The following is a 16,813-nucleotide window of genomic DNA, read 5'->3' on the forward strand; positions in this document are numbered from 1 at the left end:
ATACGGGGGCGCCGCGGCAACGGTTACCGCAGGTCGCGAGTCATCACGGAGCTACTGCGGCACCGGTCCCTGGTAGGGGCGGAAACCGGGGTGGAAGGGCCCGCCGGGCAGCCGGGGGGCGTGCTCGTCGTCGGCGACGGAATCACGGCGGCCGGGGGCGGGCCGATCCGGTTCGTCGGCTCCGCCGGATCGCGCACCGGCCGGTTCGGGACGCGGGGGGCGATCCGCGGGCCGGGCATCGGGTACCACGGCCAGGCTCGGCCGGCGCGGCGGTACCTCGTCACCGGGAATACCCCGGTCGTCCTGGTCGGCGACGTCTTCCGGAGTGTCGCGGCGGTAGCGGACGTTGCGCCCCGGATGACCGTAGTCGTCGTCGCTGTCGTCGGGGTACTCGTCGTAGTCGTCGTACTCGTCGTCCGGCGCATCGTCGTCGTACTCCGCCGAACGGATCCGCGCCCGGGGATGTGCGGGACGGGGATCCTGCTCGTCGTTACGGTTCTCGTTGACCGGCGGCAGCACATGCAGCAGACCGGACAACCGCAGGACGGCGTCGATACCGGTCTCCCAGTCCTTCGCGGAGGTGCCGACCGGGAGCATGCCGAGGGTCCAGTTGCCCTCGCTCCACAGCATCTGCACGGTATCGGACAGCGATTCGATGAACGCGACCATCCGCTGGTCCACCGCATGCCGGGCGATCTCCGGGTTGGTGGCGAACACCACCCGATCGCCGATGGCGCCGAGGAGTTCCAGATCGGCGTCCTTGGGCGGATTCATCGTCTTGACCCGCATATCGACGTCGATATCCGAACCGATCTGCCGGCGCACCGCGACCAGGGTCGCGGAATCCTCCAGATCCAGCAGCACGAATTTCTCGCCCTTGCGGATACCTGTCACCACATCGACCGCCGTCAGATACCCGAGCTTGGCCAGCGCACCGCGCCGCCAGGTCGAAGCGAGCGCCGGTTCCACCGACACATAGGTGTATCCCTGGGCTTTCGCCCACACCTGCCGCGCGTGACCGGTCCGCTGCCGCTGGCGCCGGTCGAAATAGAGCAGCACGATCGCACCCGCGAGGGTGATTGCCGCCAGCCCGAACCACATTGCCGTCATCGTCGCCTAGCCTATCCACCCGCCCGGCGTAATGCCGGGCACCCACACTGCGCGCCGCGGTTTTCTCATCGGCCGCCCCCGTCGAGGGCGGTGCTGATGATCACCTCGGCCTGAATGGATCCGTCCGGGCTCTGCTGCCCCTGCACTATCACCAGATCCCCGGCGGGCAGCGCATCGACCGTGGCGCCCGCCAGCGATATCACCTGCGTGGCCTCGGTCGTATGCACCGTGACCTCGGTGCCGGTGAGAGTGCTCAGGGTCAGTGTGCCACCACTGTTGGAGCTGATCGTGCCCATGGTGGTGCCGCCGGCGTTCGGATCCCCCGAATCGGGCATACCCGGTTCGCCCGGTAGGGGCGGTAGCTCGGGGAACGATTCCTCGGGTAGCGGCGGGACCTGCCGGCCGAGCGTCCGGCTGGTGGTCGTGTCGTCGCCGGCGGCGGTGGATTGTGAATCGTCACCGCCGAACAGCATTCCGGCACCCACACCGGCCAGGCCGATCAGCACGATCGCGGCCAGCCCGACGCCGAGCCAGATACCGGTTTTGTTCGACGGCGGCCGCGGCGGTTCCTGCCCTGGCGGGGGTCCACCGGATTGCCCGTAGGGATCCTGCGGGCCCGGCCCACCGGCGCCCCATTGCGGGTTGCCGTAGGCGTAACTGTCGTAGGTCGGCATCTCCCGGGTCGGGTTGGGGTCCTGGCCCCAACCGCCGTAGGGATCGGTACCCGGGTAGGCCGTGGTCGGCTCCACGAAACCCGGCCCGTCGGCCGTGGGCATCTTCTCGGTCGCCGATTCTCCCGGCTGACCCAGGCGCTGGGTCGGATCGTCGTCCGGCCGCCTTGCCCAGGGATCGTTCGGGTTGGTCATGGTATCCAGACTAAGCGGTATCTCCGCGACGGTTCGGGCCCTGCGCATAAACATGCCGACACCCGGCCGGCCGGAGTGAACATGCGCCGAAGCCGTCCCGGGCGAGGCTGCGCTCGCCCAGGACGGCTTCCCGACTTCTCGATCGGCACGGTGATGCGCCGGTCCGGGCCAGTTACCGGGCGGGGGTGCCGCTCGCGCTCGCGGCGCTCGGTTCGCGCAGCCGGCGTCCCACCATCAGACCGTCCCCGTCCGGGCTCACCCCGACCTCGACGGTGTCACCGTCGGTGACCTCCCCGGCCAGCAGTTCCTTGGCGAGGGTGTCACCGATCGCCTGCTGGATCAGCCGGCGCAGCGGCCGGGCGCCGTACACCGGGTCGTAGCCGCGAACCGCGAGCCAGAACCGCGCCGAATCACTGACCTCCAGGGTGAGCCGCCGCTGGGCGAGCCGCCGCTGCAACTGTTCGAGCTGGATATCGACGACATAGGCGAGTTGTTCCTCGTCCAGCGAGCTGAACATCACCACATCGTCGAGGCGGTTCAGGAATTCCGGTTTGAACGCCGAACGCACCGCGTTCATCACGAAATCCTTGTCGCCGCCGGCGCCGAGGTTCGAGGTGAGGATGAGGATGGTGTTGCGGAAGTCCACCGTCCGGCCCTGGCCGTCGGTGAGCCGGCCCTCGTCGAGGACCGCGAGCAGGATGTCGAAAACATCCGGGTGCGCCTTCTCGATCTCGTCGAACAGCACCACCGTGTAGGGCCGCCGCCGCACCGCCTCGGTGAGCTGACCGCCCTGGTCGTAGCCGACGTATCCGGGCGGCGCACCGACCAGCCGGGCCACCGCGTGCTTCTCGCTGTACTCGCTCATATCGATGCGGACCATGGCGCGTTCGTCGTCGAACAGGAAATCGGCGAGCGCCTTGGCCAGTTCGGTTTTACCGACGCCGGTGGGGCCGACGAACATGAACGATCCGGTGGGCCGGTTCGGGTCCGCGACCCCCGCGCGGGCACGCCGTACCGCATCGGAAACCGCCTGCACGGCCTCGGTCTGGCCGACCACGCGCCGCCCGAGTTCGGCCTCCATCCGGAGCAGTTTCTCGGTTTCGCCTTCGAGCAGCCGGCCGACCGGGATACCGGTCCAGGCGGAGATCACCTCGGCGATATCGTCGGGCCCGACCTCCTCCTTGAGCATCACCTCACCGTCGGCCGCAGCACCGGAGACCCGCTCGGCTTCGGCGAGTTCCTTTTCCAGCGCGGGGATCCGGCCGTACCGCAGTTCGGCCGCCTTGCCCAGATCGCCGTCGCGTTCGGCGCGTTCCGATTCCCCGCGCAGGCCCTCGAGCTGCTCCTTGAGCGTCCGCACCTGGTCGATCGCGGTTTTCTCGTTCTGCCAGCGGGTGGTGAGCTGGTTGAGCTTCTCGCGGCCGTCGGCGAGTTCGCCGCGCAGTTTCTCCAGCCGCTGTTTGGAGGCCTCGTCGGTTTCCTTGGCCAGCGCGACCTCTTCGATTTCGAGGCGACGCACGGCGCGTTCGACTTCGTCGATCTCCACCGGCCGCGAGTCGATCTCCATTCGTAAGCGGGACGCGGATTCGTCGACGAGGTCGATCGCCTTGTCCGGCAGGAACCGGGAGGTGATGTAGCGGTCGGAGAGGGTGGCGGCCGCGACCAGCGCGGAATCGGTGATCCGCACGCCGTGGTGCACTTCGTAGCGTTCCTTGATCCCGCGCAGGATTCCCACGGTGTCCTCGACCGAGGGTTCACCGACGAGCACCTGCTGGAAGCGGCGTTCCAGGGCCGCGTCCTTCTCGATGTGCTTGCGGTATTCCTCGAGCGTGGTCGCGCCGACGAGCCGCAGTTCACCGCGTGCCAGCATCGGTTTGATCATATTTCCGGCGTCCATGGCGGATTCGCCGGTCGCACCGGCGCCGACGATGGTGTGCAGTTCGTCGATGAAGGTGATGATCTGGCCCGCGCTGGACTTGATCTCCTCCAGGACCGCCTTGAGTCGTTCCTCGAATTCGCCGCGGTACTTCGCGCCCGCGACCATCGCACCGAGGTCGAGCGAGATCACGCTTTTGCCGCGCAGCGATTCGGGCACGTCACCCGCGATGATGCGCTGGGCCAGGCCTTCCACGATGGCGGTCTTACCGACGCCGGGCTCACCGATGAGCACCGGGTTGTTCTTGGTACGCCGCGACAGCACCTGCACCACGCGGCGGATCTCGGTGTCACGGCCGATCACCGGATCGAGTTTGCCCGCGCGCGCGGCATCGGTGAGGTCGGTGGAGTATTTCTCCAGCGCCTGGTAGCTGCCCTCGGGATCCGGGCTGCTGACCCGGGCGTTACCCCGGACGGCGGTGAAGGCCTCACGCAGCGCGGCCGCGGTGGCGCCGTACTTCTCGAGCAGCATGGTGATATCGGTATCGCCGGTGGCGAGTCCGACCATCACATGCTCGGTGGAAACGTATTCGTCGCCGAGTTCGGTGGCCAGATGCTGTGCCGCGGTGATCGCGGCCAGCGCCTCCCGGCCGAGCTGCGGGGTGGTGGTGGCGCCGCTGGCGCGAGGCAACCGGTCGACGATGTCCTGGGCCTCGCGGCGCACCGTGGCGGGATCGGTGCCGACCGCTTTCAGCAGCGGCCCGGCGATCCCGTCGGTCTGGTCCAGCAGTGCCACCAGCAGATGGGCCGGACGGATCTCCGGATTACCGGCCGCCGATGCCGCCTGGAGGGCGGCAGTCAGGGCGGCCTGGGTCTTGGTGGTGGGGTTGAACGAGTCCACGAAGCACCTTCCTGCTAGTCGATATCTTCTCCGGCAACCGCGCCCGACTCCGGGGACTCGTGCCGTTCTGCTCGGTTCAACGTCCGAAAGGTTGAGTCTGTTCCACTCAAGTCTGAGATTTTTCCTGCGCCGACCTCGGCCGCAGGTTGCCGGAAAGATGCCGGCTCCCAGCTCACGCGGCCTCGGCAGTACCCGCGGACAAGATCGGCCAAACCAGGTACTCGTATTTCACATCCACCATCATCACAATTTTCGGGGATACTGGTCGGATGGAGGACCGCCGGTAACGGCAACGTCCTTATCGGGCAGATATCAGGGAAAGGAAGCTCCACGCCGTGGATGCGCGTTCGGCAGCGCTGGTCCGCGCCAATTTCCAGTCGGTGCTAGACGCACCGGATGGACCCGAGCGGTTGATCAGCGCTTTTTACGGTCACCTTTTCGCCGAGAATCCGCGGCTGCGGGAGTTGTTCCCGCCGACCATGGATATGCAGGCGAAACGGCTGACCACCGCGATCCAGTACACGCTGGATCATCTGGAGGACTGGGATCGTGCACAGAAGTTCCTGGAACAACTGGCACGTGATCACCGCAAATACGGGGTCGAGGCCGCGCACTACGATCAGGCCGGTCCCGCGCTCTATGCCGCCTTCGGAACCTACAACGGCCCGAACTGGACCAGAGAACTCGCCGAAGGATGGCGCGATGTCTGCCTGCTCATCTCCGCCGCGATGGCGATAGGCGCCAATTCCGACGATTCCCCGCCCTATTGGGAGGCCACCGTTGTCGGGCACCGCCACGTCCTCGACGACCTGGCCATCGTGCGTTTGCAGTCCGATGACCCGATCCCGTACCTGGCCGGTCAGTACGTCCCCGTCTCGGTCCCGCAGCGGCCCCGGATGTGGCGCTATCTCTCCCCCGCCATCCCGGCGAACCCGTACGGCGAGATCGAATTCCATGTACGCAAGGTCCGCAGCGGCTGGGTGAGCCCCTCCGTCGTCAACGAAACCAAGGTCGGCGACCGCTGGCTCATCGGCGGGCCCCTCGGCGGACTCCAGGTGGACCAGGACAGCGGCCGCGATGTGCTGATGATCGGCTCCGGAACCGGTATCGCACCGCTGCGCGCGCAGCTGATCGAAATGGGCCGCCGCGGAATCAATCCTCGGGTGCACTTCTTCATCGGCGGGGCCTACCCGTGCGAGCTGTACGACGTGGAGAACATGTGGCAGCTCTCGCAGAGCAACCCGTGGCTCACCATCGTCCCGGTCTGCGAACACAAGACCAACCCGTGGTGGTACCCGCACCCCACCGAGGACGCGCCCTACGGGATGCATCGCCGCCTGGTCGGGAACCTCGGCGCCGTGGTCGCCAGTTTCGGTGCGTGGGAGGATCGGCAGATCCAGATCGCCGGCTCGGCGAAGATGATCGCGGATACCCGGCGCGCGCTTCTGGCGGTCGGTACTCCGGAAGAGATCATCAGCACCGATCCGGTCTGAGCCGGTAGCCCGGTCGGCAGGCCTTGCCGCGCCTGCCGACCGGCCGGAGAATGGTGCGGTACTCCGCTCCGGCCCCGCGAACCACGTACGCCCGACCAGATGCATCGCCCCCACCTGCGCCGACCGCACGAATCCGCTCCGAAGGACTGCCCGTGACCAATGGCCCCCGCGTCGACCCACACCGCCCCGACCAGCCGACCCAGTGGTTCGCGGATGTGGTCGAACATCACCGGCTGCGCCACGATCTCGCGGTGATCCGGTTGATCGGCGAATACGTACCGTTCACCGCGGGACAATCGGTCGAGGTCGAGGTTCCGCAGTTCCCGGGGATGCGCCGCCGTTTCTCCCCGGCGCTACCGCCCTCGCTGGACGGCAAACTCGAATTCCATATCCGCACCGTGGCGGGCGGCTGGTGCAGTAGCGGGATCGTCTCCGATACCCGGCCCGGCGATCGCTGGAAACTGGCCGCGCCGGCGGGCATGTTCAGCGTGGACCCCGACGGCGACGAGGTCGTGATGATCGCCGGCGGTACCGGACTGGCGCCGCTGCGGTCCCAGCTTCTCGAGCTCGCCAGGCACGAATACCCTCCGACCACCTACCTCTTCTTCGGTGGCTTCTCCCCCCGCGACCTGTACGCCGCCGATATGCTGGTCCTCCTTGCGGAGGACCTGCCGTGGCTCACCGTCGTGCCGGTCGTGGAACGTCTCGAGGACCCGTCCTGGCCCGACGAATGGCACGACCGGCACCGGGTGGATATCGGCTTCGAGGAAGACGATCTGATCCAGGGCACTCTCGCCGAAGTGGTCGGCTCCTACGGCAGTTTCAACCGGCACCAGGTTTTGGTATGCGGGTCTCCCGCGATGACCCGCTCCACGGTGGAAAAGCTGCTCGACGCCGGAACCCCGCCGGAGCGAATCCAATTCGAAGGCGCCTGAGCTGTGTTTATTTGCGGCGCCTGCGGCGCCGCGGGTTTCGGCCCCCCTTGGTCCCTGCTGTCAGCACTCGATGCTCGCGGCTGCGCCGCATCGCATCGAGCACTGACAGCAGGGACGGGCCGAAACCTCTCAGGGCCTCGCTGAACTCGGCACCACCGTGGTTGCGTGGGATTCGGGGCAGGACCTCGCTGAAGTCAGCGCCCACCATCGCGTACGATCCGGGTGGGTCGAGCATTCGCCCCTTATCTCCGCCGGTTGCGCGGCTGCCAGACGACCAATGCGGTATTGCGCTGTGGCGGGATCAGTTCCGGCCGGTAGTCCGGCCGGGCCCGTTCCCGTTCCAGCGCCGCGGCCAGTTCGACAACCCGCTCCTGCAGTTCGGCCACCTGGTTGGTGAGTTCGATGATCCGTTTGATCCCGGCCAGATTGACGCCCTCGTCCTGGGACAGCCGCTGCACTTCACGCAGCAACTCCACATCCCGTTCCGAATAGCGCCTACCGCCACCCGAAGTGCGCTGCGGTGTCACCAATCCCAGCCGGTCGTAGGTGCGCAGTGTCTGCGCATGCATACCGGCCAACTGGGCGGCCACCGAGATCACGAAGTACTCGGCGCGCGCCTCTGCCCGCGCCGAACTACCTTCGGATGCCCGTTTCGGATCGTTGGACATCACGCACCTGCCCATCCAGCTCTCGGATCGAAGCCACTGGCCTTCTCCGCCTCCTGCAGCGCACGCATGGCGGCCACAGCGTCGTCGTCCAGCTTCGGCGGCACGGCGACCTTCACGGTGACCAGTAGATCACCGGCTCCGCCACCACGTTTGGGAACTCCGCGGCCGCGCACCCGCAGGGTACGCCCGTCCGCGGTGCCCGGTGGCACCTTCACGCCGACCCGGCCCTCCAGAGTGGGCACCGATACGGTCGTGCCGAGCACCAATTCACTGTAGCTGACCGGCAGTGCCAGGGTGAGGTCGTCGCCGGTCCGGCCGAACACCTTGTCCTGGCTCACCCGCACGGTGACATACAGGTCGCCCGAGGGGGCGCCGCGCAGTCCGGCCTCGCCCTGCCCGGCCAGCCGGATCCGCTGCCCGTCGGCGATACCCGGCGGGATACGCACATTGATGGTGCGGGTGCGGTTCTGGATGCCGTTGCCGTGGCAGTCCACGCACGGATCGTCGATGATCGACCCGGTGCCGCGGCATTCGTCGCACGGTTCGCTGAACCCGAATGCTCCCTGGTTCCGGCTCACCACACCGCTGCCGTTGCAGATCGGGCACACCCGCGGGCTCGTACCCGGTTTCGCACCGCTGCCGTGGCAGGTGGTGCACGGCGACGGACTGGTCAGGTGCAGCGGCACCGTCACCCCGCGTGCGGCTTCGCGGAACCCGAGGGTCGTCTCGGCCTCCACATCCGCACCCCGGCGCGGCCGGCTGGTGCGGGTTCCGCTGCGGTTGAACAACCCGCCGAACAGATCGCCCAGGCCGCCGTCGGCGCCGCCGGCCTGCTGCCCGAAGATATCGCCCAGATCGAAGCCCTGGGTGAAACCGCCACCGCCGCCCGGCGTGAAACCGCCACCCCGGCCGTACCCGCCGCCCGCGAACAGGCGGCGGGTTTCGTCGTATTCGGCGCGTTTGGCCGGATCCGACAGCACGGTGTGGGCCTCGCTGACGGCTTTGAACCGCTCCTCGGCCTTGGCGTCCCCCGGATTGGCGTCCGGATGCAGATCACGGGCGAGTTTGCGGTACGCCTTCTTGATCTCTTCGGTGGAGGCGTCGGAGGAGACGCCCAGTTCCTTGTAGAAGTCCTTCTCGATCCACTCCCGCTGGCTCACCGGGCATCTCCTCCTTCCTCCATCGCTGCGCGACCTCGCGCCGCGGGATCACTGATTCGACGAACCGGCATCCGCATCCGATGCCTCCGCTGCTGCGGCTTCGGCCGCGGGAGCGGCATCGGCGGTGGTGTCGGCCGCGGTATCACCCACGCCGTCGGTCACTCCGACCATCGCGTGCCGCAGCACCCGCTCGCCGAAGCGGTAACCCTTACGCATCACCACGCCGAGCACCGGATCGTGTCCGCTGCCTTCGTGCTGTACGGCCTCGTGCAGATTCGGGTCGAAGGCATCGCCCTCGGTCCCGAATTCCTCGAGCCCCTGTTTACGCAGTGCCTCGATCAGCTTGTCGGCCACCGAACGCAACGGTCCGGATTCCAGGTCGCCGTGCGCTTTCGCGCGGTCCAGGTCGTCGAGCACACCAAGCAGCTCGGTGACCACGGCGGCCTTCGCGGTATCCATCGCGGTCTTGCGATCGCGTTCGACCCGGCGGCGATAGTTGGTGTACTCCGCCGTGAGCCGCTGCAGATCGGCGGTGCGCTCGGCGAGTTCGGTCGCCGGATCGGCTACCGTCGCGGCCTCGGCGGCCGCCTCGGCACCGTCACCGTCCAGACCCGACTGCGGCGCCTGCGGGGCGACCCGCTCCTCGGCGTCCGCGGCGGTCTCGTCCCCGGCCGGGGCGGCCGCATCGGCAGCCCCGGCCGGATCCCGGACCTCGCCGGTTTCCGGATCGATCTTGCGCTTGTCGACGAAGCTGATCGGTTCCTCGGAATTGTTACCCGCGTTCGTCACTTCTTCTCCGTGTCGACCGGTTCGTCCACGACCTCGGCGTCGACCACTTGGTCGTCACCGGGGGCACCGTTTGCGGCACCGTCACCGGACGCCGCGCCCTCGGCCGCCGAGGCCTCGTAGATCGCCTGACCCAGCGCCTGCGATTCGGTGGCCAGCTTCTCCACCGCGGCCTTCACCGCGGCGGTGTCGGTGCCCTTGAGCGCTTCCTTGGCCTCGCCGATCGCGGCCTCGACCTTGGACTTCACATCCGCCGGGACCTTGTCCTCGTTGTCGGCGATGAACTTCTCGGTCTGGTGGACCAGCGATTCGGCCTGGTTGCGGGTCTCCGCCTCCTCGCGCCGCTCCTTGTCCTCGGCGGCGTGCGCCTCGGCATCCTTGACCATCCGGTCGATCTCTTCCTTGGACAGACCGGAGCCGTCCTGGATCTTGATCGTGTTCTCTTTACCGGTGCCCTTGTCCTTCGCGGTCACGTGCACGATGCCGTTGGCGTCGATATCGAAGGTGACCTCGATCTGCGGCACACCGCGCGGGGCCGGCGGGATGCCGGTGAGCTCGAACGAGCCGAGCAGTTTGTTGTGCGCGGCGATCTCGCGCTCACCCTGGAACACCTGGATCTGCACCGACGGCTGGTTGTCGTTGGCCGTGGTGAAGGTTTCCGAACGTTTGGTCGGGATGGTGGTGTTGCGTTCGATGAGGTTGGTCATCACACCGCCCTTGGTCTCGATACCCAGCGACAGCGGGGTGACATCGAGCAGCAGGACGTCCTTGACCTCACCCTTGAGCACGCCGGCCTGCAGGGCGGCGCCCACGGCGACGACCTCGTCCGGGTTCACACCCTTGTTGGGCTCCTTGCCACCGGTGAGCTCGCGGACCAGATCGGTCACGGCGGGCATCCGGGTGGAACCACCGACGAGCACGACATGGTCGATATCGGCGACCTTGATCCCGGCGTCCTTGACCACGGACTGGAACGGTGCGCGGGTGCGGTCCAGCAGATCGGAGGTGATCTTCTGGAATTCGGCGCGGGTGAGCTGTTCGTCGAGGAACAGCGGGTTCTTCTCCGCGTCGACGGTGATGTAGGGCAGGTTGATCGAGGTGCTCTGCGAGGAGCTCAGCTCGATCTTGGCCTTTTCGGCGGCCTCACGCAGCCGCTGCATGGCCATCTTGTCCTTGGTCAGGTCGATACCCGAGCTCGACTTGAACTTGTCGACCAGCCATTTCACGACCCGCTCGTCCCAGTCGTCACCACCGAGGTGGTTGTCACCGGAGGTGGCGCGGACCTCGACGACGCCCTCGCCGATTTCCAGCAGCGAGACGTCGAAGGTACCGCCACCGAGGTCGAAGACCAGGATGGTCTGTTCCTTGTCGCCCTTGTCCAGGCCGTAGGCCAAGGCCGCGGCGGTGGGCTCGTTGACGATGCGCAGCACGTTGAGGCCGGCGATCTGACCGGCTTCCTTGGTGGCCTGGCGCTGGGCGTCTTCGAAGTAGGCGGGAACGGTGATCACCGCGTCGGTGATCTCTTCACCCAGGTAGGACTCGGCGTCGCGCTTCAGTTTCATCAGCGTGCGCGCGCTGATCTCCTGCGAGGTGTACTTCTTGTCGTCGATTTCGACGGTCCAGTCGGTGCCGACATGGCGCTTGACCGAGCGGATCGTCCGGTCGACGTTGGTGACTGCCTGGTTCTTGGCGGGCTGGCCGACCAGAACCTCTCCATTCTTCGCGAACGCGACAACCGAGGGCGTAGTGCGCGAACCCTCGGAGTTGGCGACGACGACCGGCTCACCACCTTCGAGAACGGCGACGACCGAGTTCGTGGTCCCGAGGTCGATTCCGACCGCACGAGCCATTTGTTGTTCCTCCTCATTTTCGACTGCTTGTGTCTGTACGGGCTGTATGCCCCAATACGCCGAGGCCCTGGAGGACCTGCGACGCTCGGACCAGCCCCAGGCACGGCATAGAGCACGGTCCCAGCAATACTGAGCGTGGTCGGCTCAATCCTGCCCGTCTCAATGCGGGCCGTCAAGCCAGACTTGAGTCGAACACACTCAATATTGTCGATCAGCTCAACCTCGGACACCGGCGATCTATTCCCACCCCACGCGGCGCCGCTCCCGCCGTTCTTCCCGGCACCACGTCGTAAAACCCCGTCGGCAGAACATCGTGACCCAGCTGCGCCGCCCCGGACCGCCGCCACGCCGCGGATACCCCGGCTGCCCCGTATCGCCCGAGGCCACGGCCCGATTCCACGCCCGGCAGCGACCTCGGAGGTACCCGAGAACATCGCGAAGCACACCCGCTTACCGGATCGTTATGCGGGCCGGAGCCGACACCGGGCCGCGACCGGAGGCGGTCCGGTACCCCGCTCCCGGCTCCCCGCCGGACCCCGATCGCAGCTATTGTCAATGCTCCGCGCACGGTCGCCGCGCGCCGCGCCGGGAGAGGCGTACGTGAACCCGTAGCGTCGTTGTTGGATGAGGAAATCGAAGCGAGGATCCGAGGATGGCCACTGGGGTGGGCCTGCACATCGCCGAGCATGCGTGCACCGCGGCGGTCGTCAGCGATGACGGGGATCCGCACTTCATCATCCGCGAACCGATCCTGCACATGTCCGACGACGGCGACGCCGAACTCGGTGGCGCCACACCCCCGCCGGGCTATACCCAGACCATCACCGGCTTCGTCTCCGCCGTAGGCGATCCGGCCGGCGTGGCCGTGGACGACGGCGAGGCCTACCGCGGTGAGGATCTGCTCGCCACCGCAATGTTCTGCCTGATCAACCTCACCGCCGACTACCTCAACGGTCCCGCCGAGTTCTATGCGACCCATCCCGGCGGCTGGCCCGCCGCGCAGGTATTCGCGCTACGCGGCGCACTCGACTACCTGGGCCTCGGATCCGTCGCCCTCATCGGCGAGGACGAACTCCCCCCGCGACCCGGTGGCCACAGCGCCGACGAGATCGGCCGGTACTTCGCCGAGAGCGCCGGTCGCGCCGCCCTGGCCGTGGTGCTCGAAACCCCCGCCGGCGCGACCCCGCCCGACCCCGGCACCGCCGAGAATTCCTTCCTCGACACGGTCGTCATGCCGAAGCTGGGTTCCGGCGACACCCCGGCGAAGGCGTATTCCGCCGTCGATCCCGACCCGGCCTTTCCAGCGGTGACCGCCGCCCCGTTCGCGGAGGCCGATCCCGAGGCAGACCCGGAGGCCACCTACGGCGGCCCCAGCCTGGGTGTGCTCGCCGCCGGATTGGGAGTCACCTCGGCGGCCGCGGGTGCCCTGCCGGCGGCCGATCCGGGCACACCGAAACCGAGCCCGCACCCTCCGGGGGCAGCCACGACACCGCCGAAAGGTGCCGCCCGCACCCCGGCATCGGCCGAGCCGAGGGGTTCCCGGCGTACGGCCGTCCTGATAGCCGTCGCCGCATTCGTGGGTCTGGTGATCGGCGCGCTCGGAGTTACCGCGTTCTTGCGGCCGGGGGCAGCCGAGCCCGGACCCGCGCCGGTGCCGAGCACCGTGACCGAAACCCCGGCGCCGCCACTGCCCGCGCCGCCACCGCCGGTGGCCCCGCCGCCCGTCGAGCCGACCTATGTTCCCGAGCCGACCTACGTGCCGGAACCGGTCGAAACCACCGAGCCCGTCACCACGACGCCACCGGTAACCACCACGACGCAATCCGCGCCGCCGCCCACGACTTCGGTTCCCGGCACCACCGAACCGAGCGGCCCGACGCTCACCGATCCCACGACCAGCACCACCGAAACCACGACAACCCGGGCACGGCCGGGTTACGAATTCTTCCCGTTCCCCATGCCGTTCCGCAGCGAGGATCCGGACCTTCCCGACACCGGTTCCCAGGAAGGGCGCCAACAGGAAGCCAGATAGCGGTTTGTGCCTTAGAGTGTTCGCCTGACCGGTGTTTTCCCGGCCACCCCCGGAAACCTCGGTCAGCTCGACCACACCTGTGCGCCAACGGTTTCAATCCCGTGGCCATGGATTATCTGGCACACAGTGCCGACGAAGGGATTCCATGCGCAAGTCGGTGGCGCGTCGCGCCGCGGTCAAAGCTGCCATCATCAGCTCTGCCGTTCTCCTGACTCCCCTGTTCGGTGCGGTCCCGGCGACCGCGGAGCCCGCCCCCGAGCAGTTGAGAGCCGAGGACTTGCCGCCCGAATTCGTCCAAGCGCTGTCCCGTGATCTGCATATGACCCCGACCGAATATCTGGACCGGTCGGCCCGCGCCCAGCAACTCCAGGACTACGCGACCGAATTCCGCGCCGAACGCCCCGATGTTTTCGCCGGCGCGTGGATGACCCCGGAGGGTAAACCGATCGTCGCCGTGACCTCGCCGGACGCCGCCAAGGCGGCCAGCGCCGACGGCTATCACACCCGGCTGGCCCCGGTTTCGGCGGCCGCGCTGGAAACCTCGCTGACGCAACTGAATCAATGGGTTGCCGGCCAGCCGCGCGATATTTCGCAGGTGATCAATTCGATCGCCATCGACTTCCTCAACAGCCAGCTGGTCGTGAATGTCGCCAACACGCCGCTGGCGCATATGCTCAACCTGCCGACGCTCATCGCCAATGTCAAAGTGGTCCTCGGCCCCGGTGGCGGCGGCCCGGTCGAACCCCGGCCGATGGGCGGCGATACCTATATCAGCGCGCCCGGCCCGCTCGACGACGCCGAACTGCGCAGTGTCGATGTCTGCTCGTTCGGTTTCAACAGTGTCGATTCCGCCGGAAATGCGCTGAATATCAGTGCCGGACATTGCAATCCGAACCTGGACAAGGGCGACGAGCGCGCAGCCGTGTACAGCCCGAATGTCCACAATATTCCGGCCAGCCCGGAACTGGGCACCTTCGTGAAATCCGAATTGGGCGGCCCTGCCACCCTCGACTATTCGGTGATCCAGCTGAACGAACGCGCCGTGGGCGCCGGAATGGATCAGCCCTCGGTACGCGGCGCCAACGGCACCACCCTGAACATCACCGGCACCGCCGACCCGGTGGTCGGCGCGCCGGTCTGCAAATCCGGACAGTCGTCCACCTTCACCTGCGGCTTCGTCGTCGCCGACCGGGTCGAAACCCAGCTGTTCACCACCGAAGGCGACGCCAAAACCATCCGCGGCTTCGCCAGCACCGCCTGCACCCTGGGCGGCGACAGCGGCGGCGCCATCATCACCGGCACCCTGGCACTCGGGATCACCAGCGGTTCGAACGCCGCCGACGCTCCCGACTGCGGTGAAGCGAATATCGCCCTCGCCCAGTACGGCGGCACCGCCACGCTGGGCATTCCGATCCGCGCGGTACTCGCCGATATCGACGCCACCTCCGGCGGCGGCCTCGGCAGCGGTATCAGCGTACGAACCAGGCAGAATGCCGGGTGATCCCGATATAGTCTCTGCATGCTCATGCCACGCATAGGTAAACGGCGAACGGCGCCGTTCAAAACCCGCACCTTCCGGGCCGCGGCGGCCGCCTCGGCGGCAGTGCTGCTGTTCGGCCCCACCGCGGTGTCCTCCGCCGCCCCAGACCCCGGTCCCGGCCTGCCCGCAGATCTCGTCGCGGCCCTCAGCCGCGATCTGCACATCTCCCCCGAGGAGTACCTGCAGCGCGCCGATACGGCCCAGCAGGTGGCCGCATTCGCCACTACCGCTCAGCGCCAGTTCCCGCAGGTGTTCGCGGGCGCCTGGCTCGACGAACACGGCAAGGGCGTGGTCGCCCTCGCGCCCGGCCCCGGCGACGAGGAAGCGCGTAGCGCCGCGGAGTCGACCGGTTTCGTCGTCCGCAATGTCGCCAAGAGCGAACAGACCCTGCGTGGCGAGAAGAGCGCCTTCGAACGCTGGCTCGACGGCCAGCCCGCCGCGGTCTCCGCACTCGTCCGCGGTGTGGTCATCGATACCGTCAACAACAGCATCGCCGTCCGCGTCGATCAGGCCGGCCTGCCGATGCCGAACTTCATCGACCCGGCCCGCGTCATCGTGATGGCCCCGCCGGTCGCAGCGGAAACGCTGCCCGCCGCCGATATCGCCGAAGCCGGTGCCGCGGCACCGATCGGCGGCGGCGACGGATACGCCTCGGTGGCCGGTGACGGTTCGCTGCGCTGCTCCTTCGGGTTCAACGGGATCGGTCCGGGCGGTAACACCGTGAACATCACCGCGGGTCATTGCAATCCGGATCTGGACAATGTCGGTGCCGCCTCCGTGCACGAATCCCTCGGCGGTAACCGCGTCGGCCCGAAGATCGCCACCTTCCAGAAATCGGTCCTCGGCAATCAGGACTACTCGATCCTCGACATCGAGGATGGCGCCACCGGACGCTTCGAGAACAACCAGGTCAAGGTGCCGGGTGCCGGGCCGGTGCCGATCGAAGGCGTGGCCACCCCGGTGGTCGGCGCCCCCGTCTGCAAGTCCGGTTCGCGTACCGGCTTCAGCTGCGGTGTCGTGAATGCCGTCGACCAGACGGTGCAGGTCGGCGATCGCCAGCTCACCCAGAGCTTCTCCGCCAATATCTGCGCCCTCCCCGGCGACAGCGGCGGCGCGATCGTCACCGGCCGGCTGGCCCTGGGTATCTCCAGTGCCTCCTCGGTCGCCGACTTCCCGATCTGCGAGATCCCGAACATCCTGGGCGTGCTCACCGGTAACGCCCCGCAGTTGTTCGCCCAGCCGGTGAGCGTGGTGCTCTCCGATAATCCGGGCCTGCGTATCCGCACGAGCTAGACGGCACGCTCACCCTTCGCCCATCCGGGTGAAGGGTGAGGGGCAGCGGGTGTGACTTCCCCGGGCATAGAGCTGATGAAGGGCCGGCAGCGTAACGCTGCCGGCCCTTCACCTATGCGTGGACTGCTTTCGGCAGAACAGGACGGCGGCACGGTACCGGCCGGCCTGAAGGCCGACCCGCCACCACGTGCGTCGCCCGCACACTCCCATCAGCCGACCGGACTACATCAGCCCGTGAGGATCGCGGCCGCCTTCAGCGGAGACACGAAAGGCCGGCAGCGAAATCGCTGCCGGCCTTTGTCGT

At 67.6% G+C, this 16,813-nt stretch carries 12 protein-coding genes; 5 read left to right on the top strand and 7 right to left on the bottom strand.

Annotated features, from left to right (window positions below; all coding sequences use genetic code 11):
- Nucleotides 1–51 precede the first annotated feature (51 nt).
- The 3 genes from ON22_RS25350 to clpB all read right to left on the bottom strand — a co-directional run bounded on the left by ON22_RS25350 (nucleotide 52) and on the right by clpB (nucleotide 4,752).
- Nucleotides 52–1,110 carry a TtfA family protein gene (locus ON22_RS25350; protein WP_306306620.1) on the bottom strand — a complete coding sequence of 353 codons (1,059 nt, stop codon included), beginning with the start codon at nucleotides 1,108–1,110 and terminating at the stop codon, nucleotides 52–54.
- A gap of 65 nt (nucleotides 1,111–1,175) precedes the next feature.
- Nucleotides 1,176–1,976: a DUF5666 domain-containing protein gene (locus ON22_RS25355; protein ID WP_033246458.1), complete on the bottom strand. Its 801-nt coding sequence runs from the start codon at nucleotides 1,974–1,976 to the stop codon at nucleotides 1,176–1,178.
- 172 nt (nucleotides 1,977–2,148) lie between these two features.
- Complete coding sequence (gene clpB / locus ON22_RS25360; protein ID WP_033246459.1) at nucleotides 2,149–4,752, bottom strand: ATP-dependent chaperone ClpB; 2,604 nt, start codon at nucleotides 4,750–4,752, stop codon at nucleotides 2,149–2,151.
- A gap of 335 nt (nucleotides 4,753–5,087) precedes the next feature.
- Between clpB and ON22_RS25365 the strand changes: the two genes are divergently transcribed.
- Both ON22_RS25365 and ON22_RS25370 read left to right on the top strand, forming a co-directional pair.
- The gene (locus tag ON22_RS25365) at nucleotides 5,088–6,245 is read left to right on the top strand and encodes a globin domain-containing protein (RefSeq protein ID WP_033246460.1); all 1,158 of its coding nucleotides are present in this window, start codon (nucleotides 5,088–5,090) and stop codon (nucleotides 6,243–6,245) included.
- Nucleotides 6,246–6,397: 152 nt separating this feature from the next.
- Nucleotides 6,398–7,180, top strand: coding sequence for an FAD-binding oxidoreductase (locus tag ON22_RS25370; RefSeq protein WP_051158068.1), 783 nt, complete (start codon nucleotides 6,398–6,400; stop codon nucleotides 7,178–7,180).
- A 242-nt stretch (nucleotides 7,181–7,422) separates the two neighbouring features.
- Here ON22_RS25370 and ON22_RS25375 read toward each other — a convergent pair whose 3' ends face one another.
- The 4 genes from ON22_RS25375 to dnaK are packed head-to-tail and all read right to left on the bottom strand — an operon-like array spanning nucleotide 7,423 to nucleotide 11,644.
- Entirely contained in the window at nucleotides 7,423–7,848 is a 426-nt protein-coding gene (locus tag ON22_RS25375) for a heat shock protein transcriptional repressor HspR (protein ID WP_033246461.1), read from the bottom strand.
- Entirely contained in the window at nucleotides 7,848–9,008 is a 1,161-nt protein-coding gene (gene dnaJ, locus ON22_RS25380) for a molecular chaperone DnaJ (protein WP_033246462.1), read from the bottom strand. The genes ON22_RS25375 and dnaJ overlap by 1 nt, the downstream gene beginning before the upstream one ends.
- A gap of 48 nt (nucleotides 9,009–9,056) precedes the next feature.
- Nucleotides 9,057–9,797 carry a nucleotide exchange factor GrpE gene (gene grpE / locus ON22_RS25385; RefSeq protein WP_033246463.1) on the bottom strand — a complete coding sequence of 247 codons (741 nt, stop codon included), beginning with the start codon at nucleotides 9,795–9,797 and terminating at the stop codon, nucleotides 9,057–9,059.
- Nucleotides 9,794–11,644, bottom strand: a complete 1,851-nt coding sequence (gene dnaK, locus ON22_RS25390; protein ID WP_033246464.1) for a molecular chaperone DnaK — start codon at nucleotides 11,642–11,644, stop codon at nucleotides 9,794–9,796. Before dnaK ends, grpE begins: the two co-directional genes overlap by 4 nt.
- A gap of 652 nt (nucleotides 11,645–12,296) precedes the next feature.
- Here dnaK and ON22_RS34920 point away from each other — a divergent pair.
- The 3 genes from ON22_RS34920 to ON22_RS25405 all read left to right on the top strand — a co-directional run bounded on the left by ON22_RS34920 (nucleotide 12,297) and on the right by ON22_RS25405 (nucleotide 16,509).
- A complete protein-coding gene (locus ON22_RS34920; RefSeq protein ID WP_174375633.1) occupies nucleotides 12,297–13,676 on the top strand; it encodes a hypothetical protein in 1,380 nt (459 codons plus the stop codon).
- Nucleotides 13,677–13,821: 145 nt separating this feature from the next.
- A complete protein-coding gene (locus tag ON22_RS25400; RefSeq protein WP_033246465.1) occupies nucleotides 13,822–15,177 on the top strand; it encodes a S1 family peptidase in 1,356 nt (451 codons plus the stop codon).
- Between the two features lie 18 nt (nucleotides 15,178–15,195).
- Entirely contained in the window at nucleotides 15,196–16,509 is a 1,314-nt protein-coding gene (locus ON22_RS25405; protein WP_051158070.1) for a S1 family peptidase, read from the top strand.
- Nucleotides 16,510–16,813 lie beyond the last annotated feature (304 nt).

It is taken from the genome of Nocardia carnea NBRC 14403 (genome assembly GCF_000308515.1).
Classification (GTDB): Bacteria; Actinomycetota; Actinomycetes; order Mycobacteriales; family Mycobacteriaceae; genus Nocardia; species Nocardia carnea.